24 protein-coding genes are annotated in these 26,474 nt (G+C 65.6%); 11 read left to right on the top strand and 13 right to left on the bottom strand.

Annotation, left to right across the window (positions count from 1 at the left end; translation table 11 throughout):
- Positions 1 to 10 precede the first annotated feature (10 nt).
- Both QCE64_RS00680 and QCE64_RS00675 read right to left on the bottom strand, forming a co-directional pair.
- Positions 11 to 1,177 (bottom strand): ABC transporter substrate-binding protein, encoded by a 1,167-nt coding sequence (locus QCE64_RS00680; protein WP_310002436.1) that lies wholly within the window; start codon positions 1,175 to 1,177, stop codon positions 11 to 13.
- 111 nt (positions 1,178 to 1,288) lie between these two features.
- On the bottom strand, positions 1,289 to 2,275 hold the full coding sequence (locus QCE64_RS00675; RefSeq protein WP_309913361.1) for a fumarylacetoacetate hydrolase family protein: 987 nt from the start codon (positions 2,273 to 2,275) through the stop codon (positions 1,289 to 1,291).
- 89 nt (positions 2,276 to 2,364) lie between these two features.
- Between QCE64_RS00675 and QCE64_RS00670 the strand changes: the two genes are divergently transcribed.
- From QCE64_RS00670 to QCE64_RS00640, 7 genes are all read left to right on the top strand, one after another.
- Positions 2,365 to 3,198: an IclR family transcriptional regulator gene (locus QCE64_RS00670; protein ID WP_310002435.1), complete on the top strand. Its 834-nt coding sequence runs from the start codon at positions 2,365 to 2,367 to the stop codon at positions 3,196 to 3,198.
- A gap of 119 nt (positions 3,199 to 3,317) precedes the next feature.
- Positions 3,318 to 4,526, top strand: coding sequence for a DUF3108 domain-containing protein (locus QCE64_RS00665; RefSeq protein ID WP_310002434.1), 1,209 nt, complete (start codon positions 3,318 to 3,320; stop codon positions 4,524 to 4,526).
- 129 nt (positions 4,527 to 4,655) lie between these two features.
- On the top strand, positions 4,656 to 5,444 hold the full coding sequence (locus QCE64_RS00660) for an alpha/beta fold hydrolase (protein ID WP_310002433.1): 789 nt from the start codon (positions 4,656 to 4,658) through the stop codon (positions 5,442 to 5,444).
- A gap of 133 nt (positions 5,445 to 5,577) precedes the next feature.
- Positions 5,578 to 5,835, top strand: coding sequence for a DUF3567 domain-containing protein (locus tag QCE64_RS00655; protein WP_309807037.1), 258 nt, complete (start codon positions 5,578 to 5,580; stop codon positions 5,833 to 5,835).
- Positions 5,836 to 6,069: 234 nt separating this feature from the next.
- Positions 6,070 to 7,128 carry a homocysteine S-methyltransferase family protein gene (locus QCE64_RS00650; protein ID WP_309807036.1) on the top strand — a complete coding sequence of 353 codons (1,059 nt, stop codon included), beginning with the start codon at positions 6,070 to 6,072 and terminating at the stop codon, positions 7,126 to 7,128.
- A gap of 28 nt (positions 7,129 to 7,156) precedes the next feature.
- Positions 7,157 to 9,874, top strand: a complete 2,718-nt coding sequence (gene metH / locus QCE64_RS00645) for a methionine synthase (protein WP_309928924.1) — start codon at positions 7,157 to 7,159, stop codon at positions 9,872 to 9,874.
- 198 nt (positions 9,875 to 10,072) lie between these two features.
- Complete coding sequence (locus QCE64_RS00640) at positions 10,073 to 10,261, top strand: hypothetical protein (protein ID WP_309913344.1); 189 nt, start codon at positions 10,073 to 10,075, stop codon at positions 10,259 to 10,261.
- Between the two features lie 138 nt (positions 10,262 to 10,399).
- Here the strand turns inward: QCE64_RS00640 and QCE64_RS00635 are convergent, their stop codons facing one another.
- Positions 10,400 to 10,726 carry a DUF1840 domain-containing protein gene (locus tag QCE64_RS00635; RefSeq protein ID WP_310002432.1) on the bottom strand — a complete coding sequence of 109 codons (327 nt, stop codon included), beginning with the start codon at positions 10,724 to 10,726 and terminating at the stop codon, positions 10,400 to 10,402.
- Positions 10,727 to 11,040: 314 nt separating this feature from the next.
- Here QCE64_RS00635 and argS point away from each other — a divergent pair, with 314 nt between their 5' ends.
- The 4 genes from argS to QCE64_RS00615 all read left to right on the top strand — a co-directional run bounded on the left by argS (position 11,041) and on the right by QCE64_RS00615 (position 15,362).
- Positions 11,041 to 12,825 (top strand): arginine--tRNA ligase, encoded by a 1,785-nt coding sequence (gene argS / locus QCE64_RS00630; protein ID WP_309928921.1) that lies wholly within the window; start codon positions 11,041 to 11,043, stop codon positions 12,823 to 12,825.
- A gap of 141 nt (positions 12,826 to 12,966) precedes the next feature.
- The gene (locus tag QCE64_RS00625) at positions 12,967 to 13,728 is read left to right on the top strand and encodes an SPOR domain-containing protein (protein WP_310002431.1); all 762 of its coding nucleotides are present in this window, start codon (positions 12,967 to 12,969) and stop codon (positions 13,726 to 13,728) included.
- Positions 13,729 to 13,906: 178 nt separating this feature from the next.
- Positions 13,907 to 14,554: a thiol:disulfide interchange protein DsbA/DsbL gene (locus tag QCE64_RS00620; RefSeq protein WP_309913334.1), complete on the top strand. Its 648-nt coding sequence runs from the start codon at positions 13,907 to 13,909 to the stop codon at positions 14,552 to 14,554.
- 22 nt (positions 14,555 to 14,576) lie between these two features.
- A complete protein-coding gene (locus QCE64_RS00615) occupies positions 14,577 to 15,362 on the top strand; it encodes an SDR family oxidoreductase (RefSeq protein ID WP_310002430.1) in 786 nt (261 codons plus the stop codon).
- A 54-nt stretch (positions 15,363 to 15,416) separates the two neighbouring features.
- Here QCE64_RS00615 and QCE64_RS00610 read toward each other — a convergent pair whose 3' ends face one another.
- The 10 genes from QCE64_RS00610 to cheA all read right to left on the bottom strand — a co-directional run bounded on the left by QCE64_RS00610 (position 15,417) and on the right by cheA (position 26,436).
- On the bottom strand, positions 15,417 to 16,721 hold the full coding sequence (locus QCE64_RS00610; protein WP_309913328.1) for a DUF3443 domain-containing protein: 1,305 nt from the start codon (positions 16,719 to 16,721) through the stop codon (positions 15,417 to 15,419).
- 18 nt (positions 16,722 to 16,739) lie between these two features.
- Complete coding sequence (locus QCE64_RS00605) at positions 16,740 to 17,261, bottom strand: DUF2844 domain-containing protein (protein WP_309913325.1); 522 nt, start codon at positions 17,259 to 17,261, stop codon at positions 16,740 to 16,742.
- Positions 17,262 to 17,510: 249 nt separating this feature from the next.
- A complete protein-coding gene (gene cheZ / locus QCE64_RS00600; RefSeq protein WP_309811318.1) occupies positions 17,511 to 18,203 on the bottom strand; it encodes a protein phosphatase CheZ in 693 nt (230 codons plus the stop codon).
- 23 nt (positions 18,204 to 18,226) lie between these two features.
- Positions 18,227 to 18,622, bottom strand: a complete 396-nt coding sequence (gene cheY / locus QCE64_RS00595) for a chemotaxis response regulator CheY (protein WP_310002429.1) — start codon at positions 18,620 to 18,622, stop codon at positions 18,227 to 18,229.
- A 50-nt stretch (positions 18,623 to 18,672) separates the two neighbouring features.
- Complete coding sequence (locus QCE64_RS00590; RefSeq protein WP_309913319.1) at positions 18,673 to 19,794, bottom strand: chemotaxis response regulator protein-glutamate methylesterase; 1,122 nt, start codon at positions 19,792 to 19,794, stop codon at positions 18,673 to 18,675.
- Positions 19,791 to 20,543, bottom strand: a complete 753-nt coding sequence (cheD, locus tag QCE64_RS00585; protein ID WP_309928919.1) for a chemoreceptor glutamine deamidase CheD — start codon at positions 20,541 to 20,543, stop codon at positions 19,791 to 19,793. Before cheD ends, QCE64_RS00590 begins: the two co-directional genes overlap by 4 nt.
- The gene (locus tag QCE64_RS00580; protein WP_310002428.1) at positions 20,540 to 21,466 is read right to left on the bottom strand and encodes a CheR family methyltransferase; all 927 of its coding nucleotides are present in this window, start codon (positions 21,464 to 21,466) and stop codon (positions 20,540 to 20,542) included. The genes cheD and QCE64_RS00580 overlap by 4 nt, the downstream gene beginning before the upstream one ends.
- Positions 21,467 to 21,667: 201 nt before the next feature.
- Positions 21,668 to 23,539, bottom strand: a complete 1,872-nt coding sequence (locus QCE64_RS00575) for a methyl-accepting chemotaxis protein (RefSeq protein ID WP_309913311.1) — start codon at positions 23,537 to 23,539, stop codon at positions 21,668 to 21,670.
- Positions 23,540 to 23,568: 29 nt separating this feature from the next.
- Entirely contained in the window at positions 23,569 to 24,051 is a 483-nt protein-coding gene (cheW, locus tag QCE64_RS00570) for a chemotaxis protein CheW (RefSeq protein WP_404987344.1), read from the bottom strand.
- Positions 24,052 to 24,129: 78 nt separating this feature from the next.
- A complete protein-coding gene (cheA, locus tag QCE64_RS00565; protein ID WP_310002427.1) occupies positions 24,130 to 26,436 on the bottom strand; it encodes a chemotaxis protein CheA in 2,307 nt (768 codons plus the stop codon).
- Positions 26,437 to 26,474: the final 38 nt, after the last annotated feature.

Raw genomic sequence — 26,474 nt, 5'->3', positions numbered from 1 at the left:
AGATGAAGAGTCAGCGCGGCTGGTAGATCCACTTGCCGTCGCGAATCTCGACCATCACGCGCGCGCGCTGGTCGAGGCCGATGTGGTCGTTGGGCGTCATGTTGACCTGCCCGTTGGTGTCGGCGAACTGCTTCGTGCCTTCGAGCGCGTCGCGCAGCGCGCTGCGGAACGCCGGCGTGCCGGGCGCACCCGCCTTCATCGCGATGGGCACTGCGCGGTTCAGCAGCATGCCCGCGTCCCACGTGTACGAGCCGAACGCCGACACCGTGCCCGCACCCTGCTTCGCCTCGTACAGTTTGATGTAGTCGAGCGCGAGGCGCTTCGCGGGATGATCGTTCGGCAATTGCGCGGCGACCAGCACGGGGCTCGTCGGCAGGAAGGTGCCGTTGCAATCCGCGCCGCACACGCGCAGGAAGTCGCGGTTGCCGACGCCGTGATTGTGATAGACCAGCCCCTTGTAGCCGCGCTGCGCCAGCGTCTTCGGCGGCAGCGCGGCCGGCGTGCCGGCGGCGCCGACCACCACCGCATCCGGCTTGGTCGCGAGGATCTTGAGGATCTGTCCGGTCACGCTCGGGTCGGTGCGGTTGAAGCGCTCGTTCGCGACCACGCGGATCTTGTGCAGTTCGGCGAACTTCGCGACTTCGGCATAGAAGGTCTCGCCGAGCGCATCCGCCTGGCCGATGTAGGCCAGCGTCTTCACGCCGTGATTGCTCGCGTGTTCGGCGATGGCGGAGGCCATCATCGCGTCGGTCTGCGGCGTCTTGAAGACCCAGCGGCGCTTGTCGTCGACGGGCTCGATGATCTTCGCCGACGACGCCAGCGAGATCATCGGCGTCTGTCCCTGCGCGACGACGTCGATCATCGCGAGCGAGTTCGGCGTGATGGACGAGCCGATGATCGCGTCGACCTGGTCCTCGCTGATGAGCTTCTTGGTGCTCTGCACGGCCTGCGTGGTGTCCGACGCGTCGTCGAGGACGATGTAGTCGACCGGCCGGCCGCCCATCTCCTTCGGCAGCAGCGCGACGGTGTCGCGCGCCGGAATCCCGAGCGACGCGGCCGGCCCCGTCAGCGAGAGCACCAGGCCGACCTTCACGTGCTGCGCACTTTGCGCGGAGGCTGCCGTCGCGGCCAGCGTCATTGCCGCGCCCACCAGAAACTTCCACTTGCCTGCCGCCATCCGAGTCTCCTTTTCTTGTTTGTTCTGATCGCTGCGAAAGCAGCCCGGCAAAGTGTAAGGCGCGGCTCGCGCGCACCGCATCGGGCGAAACCCGTTGCGGCGCGCGGCGCTTCAGTGTTCCGGCTGCACCACCGCCTGATCGATGGCGCCGAAGATCGACTTGCCGTCGGCGTCGAACATCTCGATCTTCACGCTGTCGCCGAACTTCATGAAGTCCGTCTGCGGCGCGCCGTGCTCGATGGTCTCCAGGCAGCGCTTCTCGGCGATGCAGCAGTAGCCGCGCGTCGCGTCCTTGTTGGAGATCGTGCCGGAGCCGACGATCGCGCCCGCGCGCAGATTGCGCGTCTTCGCGGCGTGCGAGATCAGCTGGCCGAAGTGGAACACCATGTCCGTGCCGCAATCCGGATGGCCGATTTTCTTGCCGTTCCAGTGCACGGTCATCGGCCGGTGCACGCGGCCCTCGCGCCAGGCATCGCCGAGTTCGTCGGGCGTCACGGCCACCGGCGAGAACGCGGTCGCGGGCTTGCTCTGGAAGAAGCCGAAGCCCTTCGCGAGTTCGGCGGGAATCAGATTGCGCAGCGACACGTCGTTCACCAGCATCAGCAGACGAACGCTCTTCAGGGCTTCGTCGGGCATCGCGGCCATGTGGACGTCCGACGTGATCACGGCGACTTCGGCCTCGAAGTCGATGCCATACGATTCCGTCGCGCAGACGATGTCGTCCGCCGGGCCGATGAAGTCGTCGCTGCCGCCCTGGTACATCAGCGGATCGGTCCAGAACTCGGGCGGCATTTCGGCGTTGCGCGCACGGCGCACGAGTTCGACGTGATTCACGTACGACGAGCCGTCGGCCCACTGGAACGCGCGCGGCAGCGGCGCCATGCAGGCTTTGGGATCGAACGGGAAAGTGTTGCGCGCACGGCCGAGGTTCAGCGCCTCGTACAGGTCGAGCAGTTGCGGCGCGTAGAAAGTCCAGTCGTCGAGCGCGCGCTGCAGCGTGGAGACGATTCCGTCGGCGATGGCCGCCGTGCGCAGATCGCGCGAAACGACGACGAGCTGGCCGTCGCGCGTGCCGTCCTTCAGCGTGGCGAGTTTCATAGAGCGGGAAGTGACGTGGATGACGTTGGGGGAAATGTATTTTACGATGGTGAATCCCCAACGCCGCGCTCTCCCTGCGTTTGTTATTCATGCCATCGACCCGCTCCGCCGCGCCCGACGACGACGACACGCTCGACGTCAGCGATCCCGACACCGCCGAAGAGAAGACGCGCTCCGGCATTCAGTCGATCGAGGTGGGCTTCCGTCTGCTCGACGTGCTCACCAACGAACCCCGCGCGATGATGCTGCGCGATCTCGCGCAGCGCGCCGGCATGAGTCCGGCGAAGGCGCATCGCTATCTCGTGAGTTTCGTGCGGCTGGGCGTGGCGTCGCAGGATCCGGTGTCGGGGCGCTACGAACTTGGCGGCTTCGCGCTGCAAATGGGTCTGGCGCGGCTCGCGCGCGTGGACGGCGTGCGGCTCGCGCGGATCGCGCTCGCGGAACTGCGCGACCGGCTGGATCAGACGGTCGGCATCGCGGTGTGGGGCAATCAGGGGCCGACGGTCGTGCACTGGATGGAATCGAGCCATCCGGCGAAAGCGTCGCTCAAGCTCGGCGACGTGATGCCGCTGCTGTCGTCCGCCACCGGCCTGCTGTTCGCCGCGTACCTGCCGCGCAGCAAGACGCAGCCGATGCTCGAGCGCGAACTCGCCGCCTCGAAGCAGCGCCTCGCCGATGTCGAGCCGCTGCTGGCCCAGGTGCGTGAGCACGGCGCGGCGCGCGTCGAAGGCATGCTGCTGCCGACCATCCACGCGTTCTGCACGCCGGTGTTCAACGCCACCGGCGAACTCGCGCTGGGCCTCATCGCGCTGGGGCACGAAGGCGCTTTCGACACGCACTGGGGCGGTGAAATCGATACCGCGCTGCGCGACTGCGCCCGCAGTCTGTCGTACGAACTGGGGTACAAGGAAGGCGAACGCTGAGTGCGCTTACGGCACGGGCGCAGGAACATCGGTTCCGTCGCGCGTGTCGTAGTCCTTTCGCGTTTCTTGTTGCGTTGACTGTGCGTTGACTGTCATACGCGCGCCTTACCCTTCGCCCGATGCCATTCTTTCCGTTCCGCCGCCCTCGCCCGAACGCCGGCGAGCCGTCCGATGCCGCCCCGCAGTCCGCCGCGCCGCGCCGCTGGGGACGCTGGGCGCTGGCCGTGCTGATCGTCGCGGGACTGCACTGGAGCGCGGTGCGATGGTTCGAGCGGAACCGGCAGCCCGAGAATCCGCCGCCGGAGACGCCGCCGGTGCAGATCGAATTGCTCACGCCGAAACCGGTTGCGCCGGCGCCCGCGCCCAAGCCCGCACCCGTTCCGAAGCCCGTCGCCCCCGCGCCGAAGCCCGCGCCCGCCGCGCCACCTGCCGCACCGATCCTGAGCGCGGCGACACCGCAACCCGATGCGCCCGCCGCTGCATCGGGCGTGGCGGCCTCGGCGCCGGCCGCCGCGTCGGGTCTCGCGCAACCGGCGGCGCCCGCGCCGGCATCGGCCTCGCAGTCAGCACAAGCCGCGCAGGCCCCCGCCTCGGGCGACACGTTCAACGTTCCGCCCAGCGGCGAGCTGCGCTATGACACGCTTGTGAACGGCATGATGAATCAGACCGGCACGATCCACTGGACCCACGACGGTCCGCATTACGAGATGGTCGTCTCGATTCCGCTGCCTTTCGTCGGTCCGTATGTGTATTCGAGCAAAGGCCATATCGATGGCTTCGGCATCGCGCCGGAGCAGTACTCCGAGCAGCGCGGCCGCCGCGCCGCCGACGTCGCCATTTTCAATCGCGAAACGAAGCAGATCGTCTACACCAAAACGCCGCAAGCGCAGCCGCTCGCCGACGGCGCGCAGGACCGTTTCAGCGTCGTCATGCAGTTGTCGAGCCTCGTGCGCGGCGCGCCGGACCGGTACAAGCCGGGCGTGACCCGGCAATTCAGCGTCGCGGACAACGACAGCAGCGAGATCTGGTCCATCGAAACCGTCGGTGACGAAACCGTGCAGACCCGCGGCGGTTTCACCAACGCCCGCCATTTCACCCGCCTGCCGCGCAAGGAAGGCGACCGCCGCAAGCTCGACATCTGGCTCGCGCCGTCGATTGGCTGGCTGCCCGTGCGGATTCTGCAAACCGAGCCGAACGGCATGCAGCTGGAACTGCTATGGGCCGGCAAGCTCGCGGCGCCCGCCGCCGCGGATCAAGGCAGCGATGCGGGCACGCCGGATGCGTCAGAGGAATCCGCGCCGGACGCCCGGGATGCGGCCAAGCCGTAACGCCGACGTAACGTTCGCGGTTCGGGGGCCGTAACACGCCGTGACATCGACACTCCGCGCGCAGGCATCGAACGCAGCAAAGCGCAGTCTTTCGACAACATCGCAAACCGCAGTCTTGACGGAGCCGATATGCAGTTGACCATCAATCGCATCGACACCCGCTATGTTCTCGACAACGAAGGAGGCGGCCCATGGATCGTCTTCATTCATCAACTGGCGGGCGATCTGTCCGTCTGGGATCAGATGGCCGGATATTTCCGCAACGATTTCACCGTGCTGCGCTATGACCTGCGCGGCCACGGCGAAACCACGGCATCACCCGACAGCTTCACCATCGACGATCTCGCCGACGACCTGGCCGAGCTGCTCGACCGGCTCGGCGCGCCGTCGGCGCATGTAGTGGGGCTGTCGATCGGCGGAATGGTCGCGCAGAAGCTGGCCATCCGTCACCCGGACAAGGTCGCCACGCTGACCGTGGCCGGCGCCCCCGCCTTCATTCCCGACGACGCCCGCCCCGTCTTCGCGCAACGGGCAGCGTCCGTGCGCGAAAACGGCACCGCGAGTATCGTGGAAGCGACGCTCGAGCGCTGGCTCACGCCCGGGTTTCGGAAAGCCCATCCTGAAGTCGTCGAGCCGATCGCGGAAACCATTGCGCGTACGCCAGCCGAGGGTTTCGCACGGGCCGCCGAGGCAGTCAGCGGTTTCGACGCCCGCGAGGGATTATCATCCGTAGCGAAACGAACACTGGTTATCGCGGGTTCAGGCGATGTTGGCACGACACCTGCTGCTTCCAGAGTGATCGCGGACACGATCCCGGACGCGCAATTCGAAACACTCGACGCCGCGCACCTCACGCCAGTCGAGGAATCGCAACGTTTCAGCGCGCTTCTAGGAAATTTCCTACGCGATTCCGCGTGATTCTTACCGTAGCTGCTGCAAAAGAACGCCTCGATACCACGGCATCACATCGGGGCCACCCCTTGAATTCCCACTCTCTCGCTCCACTTAAGGTTCAGGCTGCAGGAGCAATCAAGGAATAAGGAGTGTCGCCATGCAAATGATCTACAACAGCCCCAATTATTGCGTCGTCGAGTTTCCGCCGCAGGACAATCACCTCGCGATGCGCGCCGGCGGTTACGAGATCGTCGACAAAAACACGCAGCGCGAGATCTTCATCGACGGCGCGCTCGCCGCCAAGTTTCGCGAGACCGTGCAGAAGCTGATCGAGGAAGAACCGTCGCTCGAGGACGTGGACGAATTCCTTGGCCAGTTCGACATGTTGATGAACCAGCCCGTCGTGCTTCACTGATGCGCCGTTCGCGCGTGCCGGCATCGCGCCGGCCGCGCCCGCCGCCGCACGGTCATGCGGCTCCGGTGACACTCGTCTCCCCGAAGACCCCGCCCGCAACACGCAACCGGCGGGGTTCTTTTTTTGCCGACAATGCCCCGGCCTGCCCCGCCAGGCGCGCGGCGCGCCGGGGCGGCCGCCCCGCGCTGCCGCTACAATGTCAGGCTCTCCCCATTGGTGCAGGCCTCGTCCGTCATGACCCAGAACGCCATTCCAACCACCGCGCGCGCCTACACGCGCGGCGCAGTGCTGCCCGAACTGCTGCAGAAGCGCATCCTGATCCTGGACGGCGCGATGGGCACGATGATCCAGCGCTACAAGCTCGACGAAGCCGCCTATCGCGGCGAGCGCTTCAAGGACTACGACCGCGACATCAAGGGCAACAACGAGTTGCTGTCGCTCACGCAGCCGCAGGTGATCCGCGAGATTCACGAGCAGTATCTGGCGGCGGGCGCGGACATCATCGAGACGAACACCTTCGGCGCGACGAGCGTCGCGCAGGCCGACTACGGCATGGAAAAGCTCGCCGCCGAGATGAACGTCGAATCGGCGAAGCTTGCGCGCGAAGCCTGCAACCGTTACTCGACGCCGGACAAGCCGCGCTTCGTCGCGGGCGCGATCGGACCGACGCCCAAGACCGCAAGCATCTCGCCGGACGTGAACGATCCCGGCGCCCGCAACGTCACCTTCGACGAACTGCGCGACGCGTACTACGAACAGGCCAAGGCGCTGCTCGACGCGGGCTGCGACCTGTTCCTGGTCGAAACCATCTTCGACACGCTGAACGCCAAGGCCGCGCTGTTCGCGCTGGACCAGCTGTTCGACGACACCGGCGAGCTGCTGCCCATCATGATCTCGGGCACCGTCACCGACGCCTCGGGCCGCATCCTGTCCGGCCAGACGGTCGAGGCCTTCTGGAATTCGCTGCGTCATGCGAAGCCGCTGACCTTCGGCCTGAACTGCGCGCTCGGCGCGGCGTTGATGCGGCCGTATATCGCCGAGCTCTCGAAGCTGTGCGATACCTATGTGTCCTGCTATCCGAACGCCGGCCTGCCGAATCCGATGAGCGACACCGGCTTCGACGAAACCCCGGACGTGACCTCCGGCCTGCTGAAGGAGTTCGCTTCCGCCGGCCTCGTGAACCTCGCGGGCGGCTGTTGCGGCACGACGCCGGAACACATCGCCGAGATCGCGAAGGCGCTCGCCGACGTGAAGCCGCGCGCGTTTCCGTCGCAGTATCGCGACGCAGCCTGACACCGAAACTCATACGACCCCGCACACCATGACCGATCACACGATGCGTCTTTCCGGCCTCGAGCCGTTCAACGTCAACGAGGGTTCGCTCTTCATCAACGTCGGCGAGCGCACCAACGTGACCGGCTCGAAGGCGTTCGCGCGCATGATCCTGAACGGCCAGTTCGACGAGGCGCTGGCCGTCGCGCGCCAGCAGGTGGAAAACGGCGCGCAGGTCATCGACATCAACATGGACGAGGCGATGCTCGATTCGAAAGCCGCCATGGTGCGCTTCCTGAATCTGATCGCGTCGGAGCCCGACATCGCGCGCGTGCCGATCATGATCGACTCGTCGAAGTGGGAGGTGATCGAGGCGGGCCTCAAGTGCGTGCAGGGCAAGGCCATCGTCAATTCCATCTCGCTCAAGGAAGGCAAGGAGCAGTTCCTGCATCACGCGAAGCTGATCCGCCGCTACGGCGCGGCGTCGGTCGTGATGGCCTTCGACGAGCACGGCCAGGCCGACACCTTCCAGCGCAAGACCGAGATCTGCAAGCGCTCGTACGACATCCTGGTGAACGAAGCGGGCTTCGAGCCGGAAGACATCATCTTCGATCCGAACATCTTCGCCATCGCGACCGGCATCGAGGAGCACAACAACTACGCGGTCGATTTCATCAACGCGACGCGCTGGATCAAGCAGAACCTGCCGTATGCGAAGGTGAGCGGCGGGGTGTCGAACGTGTCGTTCTCGTTCCGCGGCAACGATCCGGTGCGCGAGGCGATCCACACGGTGTTCCTGTATCACGCCATCCAGGCGGGCATGGACATGGGCATCGTCAACGCGGGCCAGCTGGGCGTGTATGCCGATCTCGACGCCGAACTGCGCGACCGCGTGGAAGACGTGGTGCTGAACCGCCGCGAAGACGGCACCGACCGGCTGCTCGAAATCGCCGACAAGTTCAAGACCGGCGCGGCGAAGAAGGAAGAGAACCTCGAGTGGCGCAACCAGCGGGTCGAGGCGCGGTTGTCGCACGCGCTGGTGCACGGCATCACGAATTTCATCGTCGAGGATACGGAAGAAGTCCGGCAGAAGATCGACGCCGCCGGCGGCCGCCCGATCAACGTGATCGAAGGGCCGCTGATGGACGGCATGAACATCGTCGGCGACCTGTTCGGCCAGGGCAAGATGTTCCTGCCGCAAGTGGTGAAGTCGGCGCGCGTGATGAAGCAGGCCGTCGCGCATCTGATTCCGTTCATCGAGGAAGAGAAGCAGCGGCTCGCCGAAGCCGGCGCCGACGTGCGCTCGAAGGGCAAGATCGTCATCGCGACCGTGAAGGGCGACGTGCACGACATCGGCAAGAACATCGTCTCCGTCGTGCTCCAGTGCAACAACTTCGAGGTGGTCAACATGGGCGTGATGGTGCCCTGCGCGACCATCCTGCAGAAGGCCAAGGAAGAAGGCGCGGACATCATCGGGCTGTCGGGGCTGATCACGCCGAGTCTCGAGGAAATGGCCTACGTCGCCGCCGAAATGCAGCGCGACGACTATTTCCGCGGCAAGCAGACGCCGCTTCTGATCGGCGGCGCAACGACGTCGCGCGTGCACACCGCCGTGAAGATCGCGCCGCATTACGAAGGCCCGGTGGTGTATGTGCCGGACGCGTCGCGCTCGGTGTCGGTGGCGTCGAGCCTGCTGTCGGACGAAGGCGCGGCGAAGTATCTCGACGATTTGAAGAGCGACTACGACCGCATCCGCACCCAGCACGCGAACAAGAAAGCGCAGCCGATGGTCACCTACGACGAAGCGCGCGCCAACCGCACGAAGATTGACTGGAGCGCGTACACGCCGAAGAAGCCGAGCTTCATCGGCCGCCGCGTGATCCGCAACTACGATCTGGCCGAGCTGGCGAACTATATCGACTGGGGTCCGTTCTTCCAGACCTGGGACCTCGCGGGTCCGTATCCGGCGATCCTGAACGACGAGATCGTCGGCGAGTCGGCGCGGCGCGTGTTCTCCGACGGCAAGTCGATGCTCTCGCGCCTCATCCAGGGCCGCTGGCTGACGGCGAACGGCGTGATTTCGCTGCTGCCCGCGAACACGGTGAACGACGACGACATCGAGATCTACACCGACGAATCCCGCACGCAGGTCGCGATGACCTGGCGCAATCTGCGCCAGCAGAGCGTGCGTCCGGTGGTGGACGGCGTGATGCGTCCGAACCGCTCGCTTGCCGACTTCATCGCGCCGAAGGATTCGGGCGTGAAGGACTACATCGGCCTGTTCGCGGTGACGGCGGGCCTGGGCGTCGACAAAAAGGAACGACAGTTCGAGGCCGATCATGACGACTACAGCGCGATCATGCTGAAGGCGCTCGCCGACCGCTTCGCCGAAGCCTTCGCCGAAGCGCTGCACGCGCGCGTGCGGCGTGAACTGTGGGGCTATGCGCAGAACGAGGCGCTCGACAACGACGCGCTGATCGCCGAGAAGTATGTCGGCATCCGGCCGGCGCCGGGCTATCCGGCGTGCCCGGATCACCTCGTCAAGCGCGCCATGTTCGACGTGCTGCAGGCGGACGAGATCGGCATGGAGCTGACCGAATCGCTGGCGATGACGCCTGCCGCCAGCGTGTCCGGGTTCTATCTGGCGCATCCGGACAGCACGTATTTTTCGGTCGGAAAGATCGGCGACGATCAGCTGGCGAGCTATGCACAGCGCATGAACATGCCGTTGACCGAAGCCGAACGGGCGCTCGCGCCGCAGCGCTGAACTAGCGTCCAGCCGCGCGGCTGACCAGTCGGACTTGCACGCAGCGTGTGGCGAAAAACCATACGCGCGGCGTTATAAAGGGAAAAAGGCGCGAAAAAGCGGCAGGCTATCGGCGGGAAATTTTGTCTTTCCGTAGACTGTCGCTGCGATACGCCGTCACGACGACGGACACGCATACTTCGTCTCGGAGAAAGTCGCATGAAAAAGCTGACGTCCGCCGCCACCCTAGCGATCGCAGCCGCCGTTCTCGCGTCGAGTCCGGTTGCCTTCGCGCAGCCTGCCAGCAGCACGACCGCATCTTCGTATTCGCCGCCGCAGACCGAGCACAAGAAGAAGCCCAAGAAGCCGAGGAAGCCCAAGTCGGCGACCAACGGGCAGTCGCAGTAAGCCGGCATCGACGCGACGATAACCGTTCGACGCAGCAGAAGCACCCGTTGGAAAAAAACCCGCATCGTTCATCACGCGATGCGGGTTTTTCGCTTTCAGCGCATGAACAAGCGCTGAGTCAAACGCGGATAAGCGCGTTCAGACGCCCCAGAGAATATCTTTGCCGTCCTTCTGCGCGAGCCGCATCATGTCGAGGAACGGATACGCACGTTGCGCCAGTCCGATGGGAATTTCATGCGGCTCGTGGCCTTCCTCGCCTTCATGAAAGTGGCCGTCGTGCTCGGCGCGTTCTTTCTTGTCGCTGCTGACTGCGGCTTCGAGCTTCTCGATGGCCGAGGGCAAGTCCTCGTGCGTGATGACGCCGCGCTCCGTGAGCTGTTTCCCGATGATGCCGAGCAGGTATTCCGCCAGGTTCTCCAGCATCATGACGTCCGGTGCGGCGGGTGATTTGAATGTGATCAGCATGGCATGGTCCTTTGCTTTATGTTGGGTTATAGGCGGTTTGCAAGAAGGCGGTTTGCAAGCAGCGCGCCGATGAGCCGGTCTCCCTGACAACGTGACAACACCCTGATTCGACATATTAGCACCTGCTAAAATCCCCACTTCATAGGGTTAAAACCGGGCCAACTGCCGCTCCGCGCGTGACCGAAGGTTGCGCTGAGCGATGAACATGGCAAGCGGCGCCGCCCGCATCACGGATCGCGAACGCGCGGTTCGCCCGCGGTTCATTGTCACGACGCCGCACCCTTCCGGACCCGCTCCACTGGATCACTTTCAGCATGCTGCCCGCACACAAACACACTCTCGAAACGCTCCTCACCGACGCGGTCAAGCAGGTCGCGCAAGCCACCCAGGGCGCCAGCGAAGCGGCCTTCGTCGCGCCGGCCATCGTGCTCGAACGGCCGAAGGTCGCCGCGCACGGCGACGTCGCCTCGAACGTCGCGATGCAGCTCGCCAAGCCGTTGCGCGCCAATCCGCGCCAGCTTGCGCAGCAGATCGTCGATGCCTTGCTCGGCGCCGAGCTGGCCCAAGGGCTGGTCGAGAGCGCGGAAGTCGCGGGTCCCGGCTTCATCAATCTGCGTCTTGCCGCGACGGCGAAGCAAGCCGTGATCCCGGCCGTGCTGGATGAAGCCGCCGCCTATGGCCGCTCCACCCGCGACGCCGGCCGGCGCGTGCTGATCGAGTTCGTTTCGGCGAATCCCACCGGGCCGCTGCACGTCGGCCATGGCCGTCAGGCGGCGCTCGGCGACGCGCTCTCCAACCTCCTCGGCACGCAGGGCTACGACGTGCACCGCGAGTTCTACTACAACGACGCGGGCGTGCAGATCAACAATCTCGCCATCTCCACGCAGCTGCGCGCGCGCGGCCTCAAGCCGGGCGACGCGGAATGGCCAGACGCAGCCTACAACGGCGAGTACATCGCCGACATCGCGCGCGACTATCTGGCGGGCGAAACCGTCGCGGCGAAGGACGGCGATCCGGTGAAGGGCAAGGGCGACGTCGAAGACCTCGAAGCCATCCGTCACTTCGCGGTCGCGTATCTGCGCCACGAGCAGGACATGGATCTGACCGCGTTCGGCGTGAAGTTCGACCAGTTCTATCTGGAGTCGTCGCTGTACAAGGAAGGGCGCGTCGAGCAGACGGTCGCGGCGCTCATCGACGCCGGCAAGACCTACGAGCAGGACGGCGCGCTGTGGCTGCGCACCACCGACGACGGCGACGACAAGGACCGCGTCATGAAGAAGTCCGACGGCACCTATACGTACTTCGTGCCGGACGTCGCCTATCACGTGACCAAGTGGCAGCGCGGGTTCACGAAGGTCATCAACGTGCAGGGCTCGGACCATCACGGCACCATCGCGCGCGTGCGCGCGGGTCTGCAGGGACTGGGCGTCGGCATTCCGAAGGGCTATCCCGACTACGTGCTGCACAAGATGGTGACCGTCATGCGCGACGGCGAGGAAGTGAAGATCTCCAAGCGCGCGGGCAGCTATGTGACGGTGCGCGACCTGATCGAATGGTCCGGCGGTCTCGCGCCGGGCCACGAGACCGCGCCGGACCAGATCGACGAAGCCACGATCCGGCGCGGCCGCGACGCCGTGCGCTTCTTCCTGATCTCGCGCAAGGCAGACACCGAGTTCGTCTTCGACATCGATCTCGCGCTCAAGCAGAACGACGAGAATCCGGTCTACTACGTGCAGTACGCGCACGCGCGCATCTGCACGATCCTCAACGACTGGAAGGAACGCTACGCCGGCGACCTGTCGCAAGCCGCGCAAGCCGATCTCTCGCCGCTGTCGAGCGACCGCGCCATGGCCCTGCTCAACAAGCTCGCCGAGTACCCGGACATGCTCCAGCACGCGGCCCTCGAACTCGCGCCGCACGCGGTGGCCTTCTATCTGCGCGATCTCGCCGGCGAATTTCACTCGTTCTACAATGCGGAGCGCGTGCTCGTGGACGACGAGAAAGAACGCAGCGCGCGCATCGCGCTGCTGGCCGCCACCCGCCAGGTGCTCGAGAACGGTCTCGCGACGATCGGCGTCTCCGCTCCCCAAAAGATGTGATGTCTGCCGCCCCCGGCACCGCGCGCACTGCGAAATCGGACTTTTCGGCGCGCGCGGACGGGAGGCTGGCGCGGATCGGTATTAAGCCACGGCTATAATCGTCGGCCAAACCAGAAGACTTTCTCGCAGGTGATCCAAACGATGGCAAAACCACGTCGCACGACCAGTCAATCCAAGCAGTCGAAGCAAACCGGGGGAACCTTCATCGGCATCGTGCTGGGGCTGATCGTCGGCCTGGCCATTGCTGTCATCGTCGCGCTGTACATCACCCGCGCGCCCACGCCGTTCGTCGCGAAGGTCGCGCCGCCGGCCTCGGACGCCAACTCCGCGCCCGCCGCTGCGCAGCCGTATGACCCGAACCGTCCGCTGCAAGGCAAGACGCCGGGCCAGCCGGTGCCGCAAGCCGCGCAGCCCACGCCGCCGAATACCGCGCCAGGCCAGACCAACAATCAGACGCAGTCGTCGGGCATGCTCGACGAACCGCAGATCGTCGAAGTGCCGCCCTCGGGCACGACCGATTCGAACCCGAAGGCCGCGAGCTCGGCCGCCGCGAAGAAGCCTGAGAACGCGCCGAACGCCACCAGCAACGCCGCCGCCACGCCGCCGAAGGGCGGTTCCGCACCGGCCACCGCCAAGACCACGCCGCCCGCGCCGGGCGACGTGAACACCGGCTACTTCCTGCAGGTCGGCGCGTACAAGACTCAGGCCGACGCCGAACAGCAGCGCGCGCGTCTTGGCTTCCAGGGTTTCGAATCGCGCGTCACGCAGCGCGATGCGGGCGGTGTGACGTACTATCGCGTGCGGATTGGTCCGTTCGCGAAGTTCGAGGACATGAACACGGCGCGCCAGCGTCTGTCCGATGCCGGCGTCGACACTGCGGTGATCCGTTTCTCGCGGCAGTAAGCATTGCATCGGGGTCGGGCGCCCGCGCCGTTGTTCATCCATGGCGTGGGCGAACGCGAGGATCGGCGGCGCCGGACTTCGCCCGAGCATGGTTTAAGCACGGCTTAAGCATCGTGTGTCCCACTTGAGGGCCTCTTTTTTTTAGCCTCCGCGACTCTTTTGCTTTCACTCTCCCATCATGAAAAAACTGTTTAGCGCGTTCGCCCTGTCCCTCGGCATTGCTGCCGCCTCGATGAGCGTCGCGAGTTCGGCCATGGCCGACCCCACCGCCGGCAAGGACTACTCCGTGCTGCAGGCGGCCCAGCCGGTCGGCGCACCCGCCGGCAAGGTGGAAGTCATCGAGTTCTTCTGGTACGGCTGCCCGCACTGCAACGAGTTCGAGCCGTATATCGAGGCATGGGAGAAGAAGCAAGGGCCGGACGTCGTGTTCAAGCGCGTGCCGGTGGCGTTCCGCGACGACTTCATCCCGCACTCGAAGATGTACCACGCGCTGGACGCACTGGGCGTCGCCGAGAAGGTCACGCCCGCCGTGTTCAACGAGATCCACGTGAAGAAGAACTACCTGCTGACGCCGCAGGCGCAGGCGGACTTCCTCGCCACGCAAGGCATCGACAAGAAGAAGTATCTGGACGCCTACAACTCGTTCTCGACGCAGAGCGCCATCCAGCGCGACAACAAGCTGTTGCAGGACTACAAGATCGACGGCGTGCCGACGGTCGTCGTGCAAGGCAAGTATGAAACCGGCCCGGCCATGACCAACAGCCTGCAAGGCACGACGCAGGTGATGGACTTCCTGGTCCAGCAAGTTCGCGACAAGAAGCTCTGATTCCCTCGTCAAGCACGCCGGTATGAATGCAGTTCGTCTGAAGGTCTTCATCACCGGCGCATCGAGCGGCATCGGCCAGGCGCTGGCCGAGCATTACGTGCGGCGCGGCGCCGTGGTCGGTCTGGTCGCCCGGCGCGCCGACTCCCTCGCGGCGTTCGCCGCCAGGTTCCCGCAAGCCTCCCTCTCGCTGTATCCCGTCGACGTGCGAGACGCCGCCGCGCTCGCCGATGCCGCACGCCGTTTCATCGACGAGCACGGCCCGGCGGACGTCGTCATCGCCAATGCCGGCGTGAGCCGCGGCGTACTGACCGGCGAAGGCGATCTCGACACCTTCCGCGCCGTGATGGACGTCAACTATTACGGCATGGTCGCGACCTTCGAGCCGTTCATCGCCTCGATGACGGCCGCGCGACACGGCACGCTCGTGGGCATTGCGAGCGTCGCGGGCGTGCGCGGACTGCCGGGCTCGGGCGCGTACAGCGCCTCCAAGGCCGCGGCGGCGAAGTATCTGGAGTCGCTGCGCGTGGAGATGCGCCCGCTCGGCGTGAGCGTCGTGACGATCGCGCCAGGCTACGTGCGCTCCGAAATGACCGCGCACAATCCCTATCCGATGCCCTTTCTCATGGATGCCGACCGCTTCGCCGGGAAGGCTGCGCGGGCAATCGAGCGCGGCGTGCGTTATGCGACCTTCCCGTGGCAGATGCGCGTTGCCGGCATGCTGCTGCACGCGCTGCCGCGCTGGCTCTATGACAGGCTCTTCGAACGCGCGCCACGCAAGCCGCGCACGTCGCGTATCCACGAGTCATAAAAAAACCGGCTGCGCCCGCACGCAGCCGGTTTCGCTTCAAGCGCGCCCCGGCAATCAGAACGCCACGAACGCCGCGCCGTTCGACACCTCATACCCCACATAGACGTGCCGGCCGAAGAAGAACGGCAGGCCGAAGTCGAACATGTTGGTCAGACCCAATTGGCCGCCGAGGCTGTCGAACGCGTACTTCGAGCCATCCGCCGTCAGCGTGCGCGCGCTGACGAGCTGGAACGGCACGATCGCGGCATTGCCTTCGCTGCCGGCGATCTTCGCCGACAGCGATTGCTCCGAACCCGGACAGTAGAACGCGTTGTCATTCGAGCACAACGTGTAGGTGTCCGGGAAGAAGTTGCCGTTCGATCCGGAATCGAAGAAGGTCGCGAGGGTGTTGCCCTTGTAGATGCCGGTCAGGTTGCCGTACTGGTCGGTACCGTACTTCGTCACGCCCGTGAGCGCATTGTTGCTTTGCGTCCCTATGCCGAATATCAGCACGCCGGTCGCGCTGGTTGCGCCGCCGTCGGGCACTGGCGGCAACTGCACGATCACGCCGTTGTTGTCGGCCGCGAACCGGGTGACGGGATTGGTGACCTGCTGCGCCACCGGCACCGTGGTGCCCGTGCAGTTCGCGCCGTTGCTGCACGAGTAGTACATCTGGTTGAGCGCCGACGTCGTGCACAGGCTGCCGCAATCCGCCGCCTGCGGCCCGACGCCGAGAATGCCGTTCGCGCCGATCTGATCCGTCGAGTTCTCGTCGTTGCCGGACGGGCAGCCGTTGTCGCCCGTCGGCGCGCTCGATGCGCTGAGGTCGCCGATGATCTGCACCGGCACGTTCGACGCCACTTCGGAGCCGATCTTCACGTCGGCCGTGCGGACCGTGCCCCAGGTATAGCCGTCCGCGAAGCCCGCGCATTCCGCGAGCTGGCCGCCATTCGCCGCGGCCACGCCAGGCAGGCTCGTGATGACCGACTGCGCGGCTGAGCCGAGCAGACGCAAGCCATACGATGCGGTATCCACCTGGATGTTGTTGATCGTCTGGCACACCGTGGTGCCGGGTGCGCAGACGGTGACCGAGACATTCGGAATGTTGACGAAGCCGGCCACGCCCGAATTGACGTTGATCGGCACGGCGTTGGTGCCGTTGGGCTGGATGGGCTGGGCCGTCGCCGTGCTGGTGGGGGTGCTGCCGCCGCCCGATCCGCCACCTCCGGACGAGCCACCGTTGTTCGAGCTGGAGTTGTTGTCGCTGCCGCCGCCGCAGGCTGCCAGCATGATCGAAAGGAACAACGCGCTCATCCAGCGGACGAAGCCGCCGGCGCGTTGCAGGTTGAGGGCGGGAAAGCCGAGTGTCGTGCGCTGCATGCCGGTATCTCCCGTCGTCTACTGGATGTCGCTGGCGTTGACGCCGGCGGGCAAGGATTGCGGCAGATACGCACGGCCCTGGAAGGCGCCCATGTGGCCGCCGGACTCCACGACCAGACCGCTGCCTTGCACGCTCACCGGCCCCCGGCCGCCGCGCGCGGCGCGTTGTGCCTTCAGGCCTTGCTGGTACTGGGGAAAGTAGCTGCCGAGCAGCGAGACGAGGTCGGGCATGCGCGGCCCTTTCCAGGCGATGCCGAACACCACATCTTGCGCCGTCAGATATTCGTCGATCGTGGTGCCGCTCGGGAGCAACGTGGACCGCACGGTGTAACCGGCTGATGAACTCGAAGATGCGCCGCTCGCGGTGGCCGCGCGCGCGACCACCTGCGCGGTGGGAGACGTGGCGCCTTGCGGCTTGGGCATCGGCGCGCCGCCGAGTACGGCATAGGCGGGTGCGGCTGTCCATACGCACAGCGCGCCGACCGCGCCAGCCAACACCTTCGTCAGACGCCCATGACGGGTTTGTTTCGATGCCTTCACTGGGCCTCCTGTCGGATTTTCCGGCCTGCCGCCCTCTCAGAAGCGACTGGCCTTGTGACAATAGAGTGACTGATGCGCCACTGTTTTTTCACGCCCAAACTTGCGACGTGACTACCGTCAGTATGCCAGCCGGGAGGAACAGGCCTAGCGTTCGCGGACGCGCACAATAAAAAACGCGGAGCGCAATGACATGCGCTCCGCGTTATCGCAAGGACCGGGCCTGTCGGACCGACGCCCCGCAAAAGACCGTCAGAAGCCGAGGCTGGCCAGCAGATCGTCCACTTGCGACTGATCCTGCACGACGTCGCTGCGCCCTTCCGGGTTGATCTGCGGCCCGTTGAGGAGCCCTTCCGGACTGCCGCTCGCCGACGACATCAATGCCGCCGCCGATGCCGCGAACTGCTCGCGGCGCTCGGGCGCGATGTTTTCGAGCAGCACGCCCAGCAATTGTTGCTCGATCAGATACACGACGTCCGTGATCTTCTTGATCACCTGACCGGTGAGATCCTGGAAATCCTGCGCGAGCATGATTTCCAGCAATTGCGCGTTGGTTGCCTGCGTGCGTTCCGGCACGCTCTGCAGGAACGTGCGGGTTTCCGCGAGCAGCGCGCCCGCTTCGGCCTGGGCGAGCGGCGCCTCGTACCAGCGAGCCCAGCGCGCGTCGAGCGCCTGGGCTTCGCCCTGCATCGCTTCCTGCATCGGCTTGGCGAGCTCGATGGCGTTGAGCGCGCGCTCGGCGGCCTGTTCGGTCATCGTCGCGACGTACTTGAGGCGGTCGCGCGCGTCGGGCACGGCCTGCGCCGCGGCTTCGACCTGCTTGTCGAGACCGAGCTCGCGCATCGAGTCGCGCAGTGTGCGCGTCAGCTGGCCGATGCGCGCGAGAATGCGGTCGCTCGACGCGTCGCCCTCGGCTTCGGCCGCGGAGGCGACCGCGGCGGCCAGTTCAGTGGTCAGATCGTTCACGATCAGCTCCCCGCTTTAGCCATCTTCTCGAGAATCTTGGTCAGCTTCTCGTCGAGCGTCGCGGCGGTGAAGGGCTTCACCACATAACCGTTCGCGCCGGCCTGGGCCGCCGCGATGATGTTCTCCTTCTTCGACTCGGCGGTGACCATCAGCACCGGCAGATGCGCGAGCGTCGCGTCGGCGCGGATCTGCTGCAGCATCGCCAAGCCGTCGAGGTTCGGCATGTTCCAGTCGGTGATCACGAAGTCGAAGCCGCCGCCGCGCAGACGCGCAAGACCGGCCGCGCCGTCTTCGGCTTCATCGACGTTCCCGTAACCCAGCTCCTTGAGCAGGTTACGCACGATACGGCGCATCGTCGGAAAATCGTCGACGACGAGGATCTTCATGTTCTTGTCCATCATTACTCCCGTGTGTTCTCAATGCGGCTGCGCCGCTCAATCCAAAAAACTCAGACGCGCTGCACGCGTTCGCCCATCGAGGCGAGCCGCGCCATGACGCGGCGGCTCATTTCCGTCAGCGGCGCGACTTCGCTCGCGCCACCCATTGCAATTGCTTCGCGCGGCATGCCGAACACCACGCAACTCGCTTCGTCCTGTGCCAGCGTGTACGCGCCCGCCTGCTGCATCTCGAGCAGACCGGCGGCGCCGTCGCGGCCCATGCCGGTCAGGATCACGCCGATCGCGTTCTTGCCCGCGTGCTGCGCCGCCGAATGGAACAGCACGTCGACCGATGGCCGGTGCCGGTTCACCGGCGGCGCATCCGAGAGATGCGCGACGTAGTTCGCGCCGCTGCGCGCAAGCACGAGGTGCGCATGACCCGGCGCGATGTACGCATGGCCCGGCAACACGCGCTCGCCGTGTTCCGCTTCCTTCACGGTGATGCGGCACAGGCCGTTCAGACGCTGCGCGAACGACTTCGTGAAACCCGGCGGCATGTGCTGCGCGATCATGACCGCGGGCGCGTCGGGCGGCAGCGGCGTCAGCACTTCGCGGATCGCCTCGGTGCCGCCCGTCGAGGCGCCGACAATCACGAGCTTTTCCGTCGAGACGAGCGGATTGTTGAAATGCGGCGCCGGCTTGTGCGGGCTCGCCTGCGCCGGCGCGCTCGCCGGATGCGCGTGCTGCCTGACGCGTGCGCGCGACGCGGCGCGGATCTTGTCGGCGAGTTTCTCGGCATAGTCGAGCATGCCGTCGCGAATGCCGACCTTCGGCTTCGTGACGAAATCGACCGCGCCGAGTTCGAGCGCACGCAGCGTGATCTCGTTGCCGCGCTCCGTCAGCGACGACACCATCACGACCGGCATCGGCCGCAGGCGCATCAGCTTCTCGAGGAAATCGAGACCGTCCATGCGCGGCATTTCGACGTCGAGCGTCAGCACGTCCGGGTTATGCAGCTTGATGAGTTCGCGCGCGACGAGCGGGTCCGGCGCGGTTGCGCACACCTGCATGTCGGGTTGCGAATTGATGATCTCGGTCATCAGGCTGCGCACGAGCGCGGAGTCATCGACGCACAGCACCTTGATCTTCGGCGCAGCGGATGTTTTTGCGGGGATCGCGTGATTCAGGCTCATGCTTCCTCCGGCGTTTTCGCGCCGCGCAGGCTGCGGGCCGCATTGCCGAACAGTTCCACGCGCGGCTTCGCGAGCGTGCTTGCCGAAGTGGTAAAGAGTTCGACGCGCGGTTTGGCAGCGCCGGCATTCGACTGGAACAGTTCGACACGGGCACGCGCCCGGGCGAGCCGTTCGGCGCGCTCTTCCGGCGTGCGCTGCACCAGCGCCTGCTCGCGCTCGACCACGACGGGGTCGTGCTGCGTCTTCAGTTTCTTGACCATGACCTGACCCGAACGCGGCATGAACGCGACCTTGCGCGGATGCATGCCCTGCAGGTCTTCCGCCACGATGCGGATCTTTTCCAGCGCGAGGTAGCGGCGCACGAACTCCGAGTTGCGGTCGCCAATGTTGATCGTGGTCATGCCCGCGAGCACCGCGCCGCCGCCGAACACCTTCGCCTCGAAACGCTCGCGCCGCCCGCCCCGCTTGATGAGTTCGTTGATGAGCACTTCCATCGCGTAGGCGCCGTAACGCATCGAATCGGAAGACGCATGCGATGCATCGGAACCGTCGTCGGGCAGCATGAAATGATTCATGCCGCCGATGCCCGCCGTGCGGTCGTTGATGCACGCCGCCACGCACGAGCCGAGCACGGTGACGAGGACCATGTCCTCGCTCGTCATGTAGAACTCGTTGGGCAGCAGCTTGACGCCCGGCTTCTTGAAGTGATTGTCGTAATAGAGATTCGACGCGATCGGCAGTCCGCTCATGCCGCCTCTCCCGCCAGCGCGCGTGCGCTCTTCGACGCCGTGCCCGGTTTGGCGTCGCGCGCCAGTTCGTACACGGTCTGGCCGCGCAGCCTGAAGGCCTGCGACACATACGTGAAGTTCTCCGAATGCCCCGCAAACAGCAGCGCACCCGGTTTCATCAAGGGCTCGAAGCGCGACAGCACCTGGCCTTGCGTCGGCTTGTCGAAGTAGATCATCACGTTGCGGCAGAAGATGACGTCGAACGGGCCTTTCACGTCGTAGCGCGCATCGGTCAGGTTCACGCGGCCGAAGTTCACCATCGCGCGCAGCTCGGGACGCACCTTCACGAGGCCCGCATGCGAACCCGTGCCCTTCAGGAAGAAGCGCTTCAGGCGCTCGACCGGCATTGCCTTGACCTGGTCCAGCGAATACACGCCCGCATCTGCCTTGGCCAGCACCTGGCTGTCGATGTCGCTTGCGAACACCGTGCATTGGCGCGCTGCGTGTTCGCCCAGCGCTTCGACCAGCGTCATCGCGATCGAATACGGCTCCTCGCCGGTGGACGCCGCCGAGCACCACACCGAGAACGGCTGCGGCCGGCGCTTGACGAACTCGGACAGGATCGGAAAGTGATGCGACTCGCGGAAGAACGCGGTGAGGTTCGTGGTCAGCGCATTGACGAACGCTTCCCACTCGGCGTTGTCCTCGTGGGTTTCGAGGCGGTCGAGATAATGCTTGAACGTGTCGATGCCGCACGCCCGCAGACGGCGCGCGAGACGGCTGTAGGCCATGTCGCGCTTGTGGTCCGAGAGCGAGATGCCCGCGCGCCGGTGAATCAGCTCGCGGATGCGGGCGAAGTCCGCCGCCGTGAATTCGAAATCGCGCTCGACTTCGCCGCGCACAGGGGCAGGCAAATCGAGGCGCGGGTTGCGCGTGGCCGTCATGATGATTCGTGCTTCCCCGGCATCGCTGCCGATGCCTGATGTGGCGTGTCCGTCGCGCTCGCAAACCGCGTGGCGTGCGAAGACCCTGCGCCCGCGCGACGTCCTGGCGTTCCGAAGAAACGCTGCTCGTCGATGGTGTCGCGCGCTGCCTGCATGGTCGTTCCGTTTCGCACTTGATTGAATGAAGGCTTGGATGAAGGCTTAGAAGGTTTCCCAGTCGCCGTCGTCGGCGGTCGTCGCCTTGACGCGCGGCGCGGGCATTGCTGCCGGTACGCTTTTGCGCGGCGCGGGAGCGGCCACTTTCTTCGCCGGTTCCTTCGCAGCTACCTTCGCAACTTCCTTGATAACGGCCGCTTCCGTCACGACGTTAGGCTCCGCCGCAACTTTCGCGGAGTGGGCCGGCTTCGACGGCTTGAACGCGGTCTTTGCAACAGCGGGCCGAGCCGGCGTCGGCTCGATGCGCGCAGCCGGCGTGAGCCGGGCGGCGGCCGTCGTGGCGCTGCCGCGCACGGGCGCGGCGCCCTCGACACGCCATTGCGCGACAACGCCCTTCAACTGACGCGTCTGCTCTTCGAGCGACGCGGCAGCAGCCGCCGCCTGCTCGACGAGCGCGGCGTTCTGCTGAGTCACGCTGTCCATCTGCGTGACGGCGCGGTTGACCTGCTCGATGCCGTCGGACTGTTCCTCCGACGCCGCGCTGATCTCGCCCATGATGTCGGTCACGCGGCGCACGGCCTGCACGATCTCGCCCATCGTGGCGCCTGCACGCGCCACGAGTTCCGTGCCGCTATCCACCTTGGCCGACGAGTCGCCGATCAGCGCCTTGATTTCCTTGGCCGCCGCCGCGCTGCGCTGCGCGAGCGAACGCACTTCGCCCGCGACCACCGCGAAACCGCGGCCTTCCTCGCCGGCGCGCGCCGCTTCCACGGCCGCGTTCAATGCAAGAATGTTGGTCTGGAACGCGATGCCCTCGATCACGCCGATGATGTCGACGACCTTGCTCGAACTCGACGCGATCGCATGCATGGTGTCGACGACCTGCTCGACCACCTCGCCGCCGCGCGATGCGATATCCGATGCATTCACCGCCAGCTGGCTCGCCTGGCGTGCGTTGTCGGCGTTCTGCTTCACCGTGCTGGTGAGCTGTTCCATGCTCGACGCCGTTTCCTGCAGCGATGCCGCCTGCTCTTCCGTGCGTTGTGAAAGATCCGTGTTGCCGCTCGCGATTTCGTGCGCGCCGACATCGATCGATTCCGCACCGCGATGCACCGCGCCCACCATCGTGGTCAGGTTGCCGCGCATGCGTTCGATGCCCGCGAACAGGCGGCCGATCTCATTGCCCTGGTCGCTGTGCGCGGTGTGCGTGAGGTCGCCGTTCGAGATGCGGTCGAAATGCTCGACCGCCTCGTTGATCGGCTTGACGATCAGGCTCGCCAGCGCCATGCGCGTGCCGATCAGCATCAGCACCGCCAGCGCAAGCACCGCGCCGATCGTCACGTTGAGCGCGGCGACATGCGACGCCGTGCTCGCACGCGCGCTTTCGGCATGATCCTGCTGCGCGGCGACGGCAGTCGTCACGGCCTGGTCGAAGGCGACGAACATCGGGCTGATCTTCGTGTCGGCGATCGCGTGATACGCGGCCATGTCCTTGGCGCGGATCGCGGCGAACTCCGGCTCCACGCCCGTCTTGAGCAGCGCGTCGTGCTGCGTGACGAGCGCGTCGAGAATGTCCTTCGGCAGCGTCGGCTTCGACGTGTCGAGATAGAGCTTCCAGTTCTCGTTGCTTTTGCCGAGCAGATACTGGCCGCGTTCGATTGCCTTCTGCGCTTCCGCATCGTTACCCGCTTCAGCGAGCGAACGCACGCGGTCGAGCGTGACGCGCGAGCGCAGCAGATACGACGAGGTTTCGGACAGCGCGCGCATCGCGGTCATGTCCTGCTGCGCAAGCGACGTGAGCGCGGAGTTCGCAGCGTTGAGACCGGTGAGCGCGAGCGCGCCGATCACCGCCGCGCAGCCGGCGAACAGGAGACCGACGAGCGTGAGCGTCGTGCGGATCGACAACTTCTTCAGCATGGCTTCGTTCCTGCTTGGCTAAGTGCGTTTCATGCGCCGACGGCGTCGATCAATTCCATCTCGCGGCTCGTCATGAGCTTCTCGATGTCCATCAGGATCAGCATGCGGCCCTCGACGGTGCCGAGGCCCGTCAGGTATTCGGTGGCCAGCGTGCCGCCGAATTCCGGCGCGGGCATCACCTGTTCTGCCGTGAGCGTGAGCACGTCGGAGACGCCGTCCACCACCATGCCGACCACGCGATGCGCGACGTTCAGGATGATCACGACGGTCTGGTTGTCGTAGTCGACCCGGCCGAGGTTGAACTTGATGCGCATGTCGACGATCGGCACGATGATGCCGCGCAGGTTGATCACGCCCTTGATGAAGGCGGGCGCGTTGGCGATGCGCGTGACGTTGTCGTAGCCGCGGATCTCCTGCACCTTGAGAATGTCGATGCCGTATTCCTCGGCGCCGAGCGTGAAGACGAGGAATTCCTGTCCGGCGGCTTCGGCCTGTTGCGCGTCGCGGCGCATGGCGCTCGACGGCGCTGCGTTGATCGATTGAATGTCTGCCACGAGAGCTCCCTGTGTCTTTCGTCTGGTCGGGTAGTGTTAATGTGCGTGCGCGCCGTGCTGGACGCGCGACTCGCGATTGAGCGCGGCCACGTCGACAATCAGCGCGACGCTGCCGTCGCCCAGGATGGTCGCCGCGGAAATGCCGTGCACCTTGCGGTAATTCGTTTCGAGGTTCTTGACCACCACCTGCTGCTGGCCGACGAGTTCGTCGATCAGCATCGCGAAGCGGCGTCCTTCCGTCTGCATGATGGTGACGATGCCCTGGGTCGGTTCGGTGCGCGCGCCTTCGACGTCGAACACACTGTGCAGCGCGACCAGCGGCAGGTATTCGCCGCGCACGCGCACCACGCGCTCGCCGTTGGCGACCGTGTAGATGTCCTCGGCCACCGGCTGCAGCGACTCCATCACGAAGTTGAGCGGCAGGATGAAGATCTCGTTGCCCACCTTGACCGACATGCCGTCGAGGATCGCGAGCGTGAGCGGCAGCACGATCTTCGTCGTCGTGCCCGCGCCCTGGCGCGAGCTGATCTCGACGTGACCGCCCATCGACTGGATGTTGCGCTTGACCACATCCATGCCGACGCCCCGGCCGGAGATGTCCGTCACCTGTTCGGCGGTCGAGAAGCCCGGCATGAAGATGAGTTGCCAGACTTCTTCGTCGCTCATCGATTCGGACACTTGCATGCCCTGCTTCTGCGCCTTCGCGAGAATCTTGTCGCGGCGCAGGCCGGCGCCGTCGTCGCTCACTTCGATCACGATATTGCCGCCGTGATGCGCCGCCGACAGCACGAGCTGGCCGGTCGCGGACTTGCCCGCCGCACGGCGCGCTTCCATGGTTTCGATGCCATGGTCGAGCGAGTTGCGCACGAGGTGCGTGAGCGGATCGATGATGCGTTCGATCAGGCTCTTGTCGAGTTCGGTCGCCTGACCGAACGTGACGAGTTCCACTTCCTTGCCGAGCTTGCCGGCGATGTCGCGCACGAGGCGCGGGAAGCGGCTGAATACGTAATCCATCGGCATCATGCGGATGGACATGACGGCCTCTTGCAGGTCGCGCGCGTTGCGCTCGAGCTGCGCCATGCCGTTGAACAGACGGTCGTGCAAGGCGGGATCGAAGGTGCTGGTGGTTTCCGCGAGCATGGCCTGCGTAATCACGAGTTCGCCCACCAGGTTGATGAGCTGATCGACCTTTTCCACGCCGACGCGAATCGAGCTGCCTTCCGCCGATGCGGCGGCTTGCGGCCGCGCCTTTTTCTCGGCGTCGCCCGTTGCGGCCCTGGACGGCTGGGCGGCGGGCTGTCCCGCCGCCGTTGCCGCTTCTTGTGGTACTGCTTCGTGAGCGGCCACGGATGCAGGCGACGGTTCCGCCTGCGATTGCTTCTGCTCTTCCTGTAGCGTGGGTTGCACCGCGTACGGCGCGGCCGCTGCCGGCTGCGCCTCGATGGCTTGCGCCGCGCCGTCGCCCCGGCCGATCGTGATCTGCGTTTCATCGATCACGAAGCAGCACACGGCGACGATGTCGTCGGCGGGAACGTCCGAGTCGAGCCATACGACGTACTCGGCATCCGCCTTCTGTTCCCCGACGATGCTTCCCAGATTCCCCAACTCCTCGATCAGAGTCGTCAGGTCCTTCTCGCCCACCCCCCGTAGCGTAATTTTCAGGTGGGGTCCAACTTCCGCGCGCGGCGCGCCGGTGTGTCCCGGCGTCGCATCAGCGACGGTTCCTGCATGTGTGACGCCGTTGCTGCTGTCGGCGAGTTCGAACGCGCCGTCCCAGTTGCCGTCGTCTTCGAGAATGTCCATGGCCTGCGCCAGCACGTGCGCGGGCGGTGCGTTCGGCCCGTCGTACGCCGGCGCTGCGGCCTCGTTGTGCTCGGCGCCCGGCAACGCGGGCGGCTCGATGTGCGCTGCTACCAACGCTACGGCCGCTACCGGCGCCACGCTGGTTTCCGCGCTCTCGTTCTTCAGGCGCTCGAGCTTCGCGCAGATCGCCGACGCCGCGGCGGCATCCGGCTCCTCGCTTGCGCGGTAGGCCGCGAGCTGATCGGAGAGCACGTCCTTGGTCGCCAGGAAGGTGTCGATCATGTCGCGGCGCAGAACGAGCTCGTTGTTGCGCGCCCGATCCAGCAGCGATTCGAGGATGTGCGTGGTTTCGGTGAGCGCGGTGAAGCCGAAGGTCGCCGCGCCGCCCTTGATGGAATGCGCCGCGCGGAAAATCGCCGCGAGGTCTTCCGGATCCGGATTCGCGATGTCGAGAACGAGCAGCAGTTGCTCCATCTGCGCGAGCAGTTCATCGGCTTCGTCGAAGAACGTCTGATAGAACTGGGTAATGTCGAGTGTCATGCTTGAGTCACCGCTGGAATGCTGTTCAATCGGCGCCG

The sequence above is a fragment of the Caballeronia sp. LZ043 genome (assembly GCF_031451075.1).
GTDB lineage: Bacteria > Pseudomonadota > Gammaproteobacteria > Burkholderiales > Burkholderiaceae > Caballeronia.
This window is presented reverse-complemented; position numbering and strand designations above follow the sequence as displayed.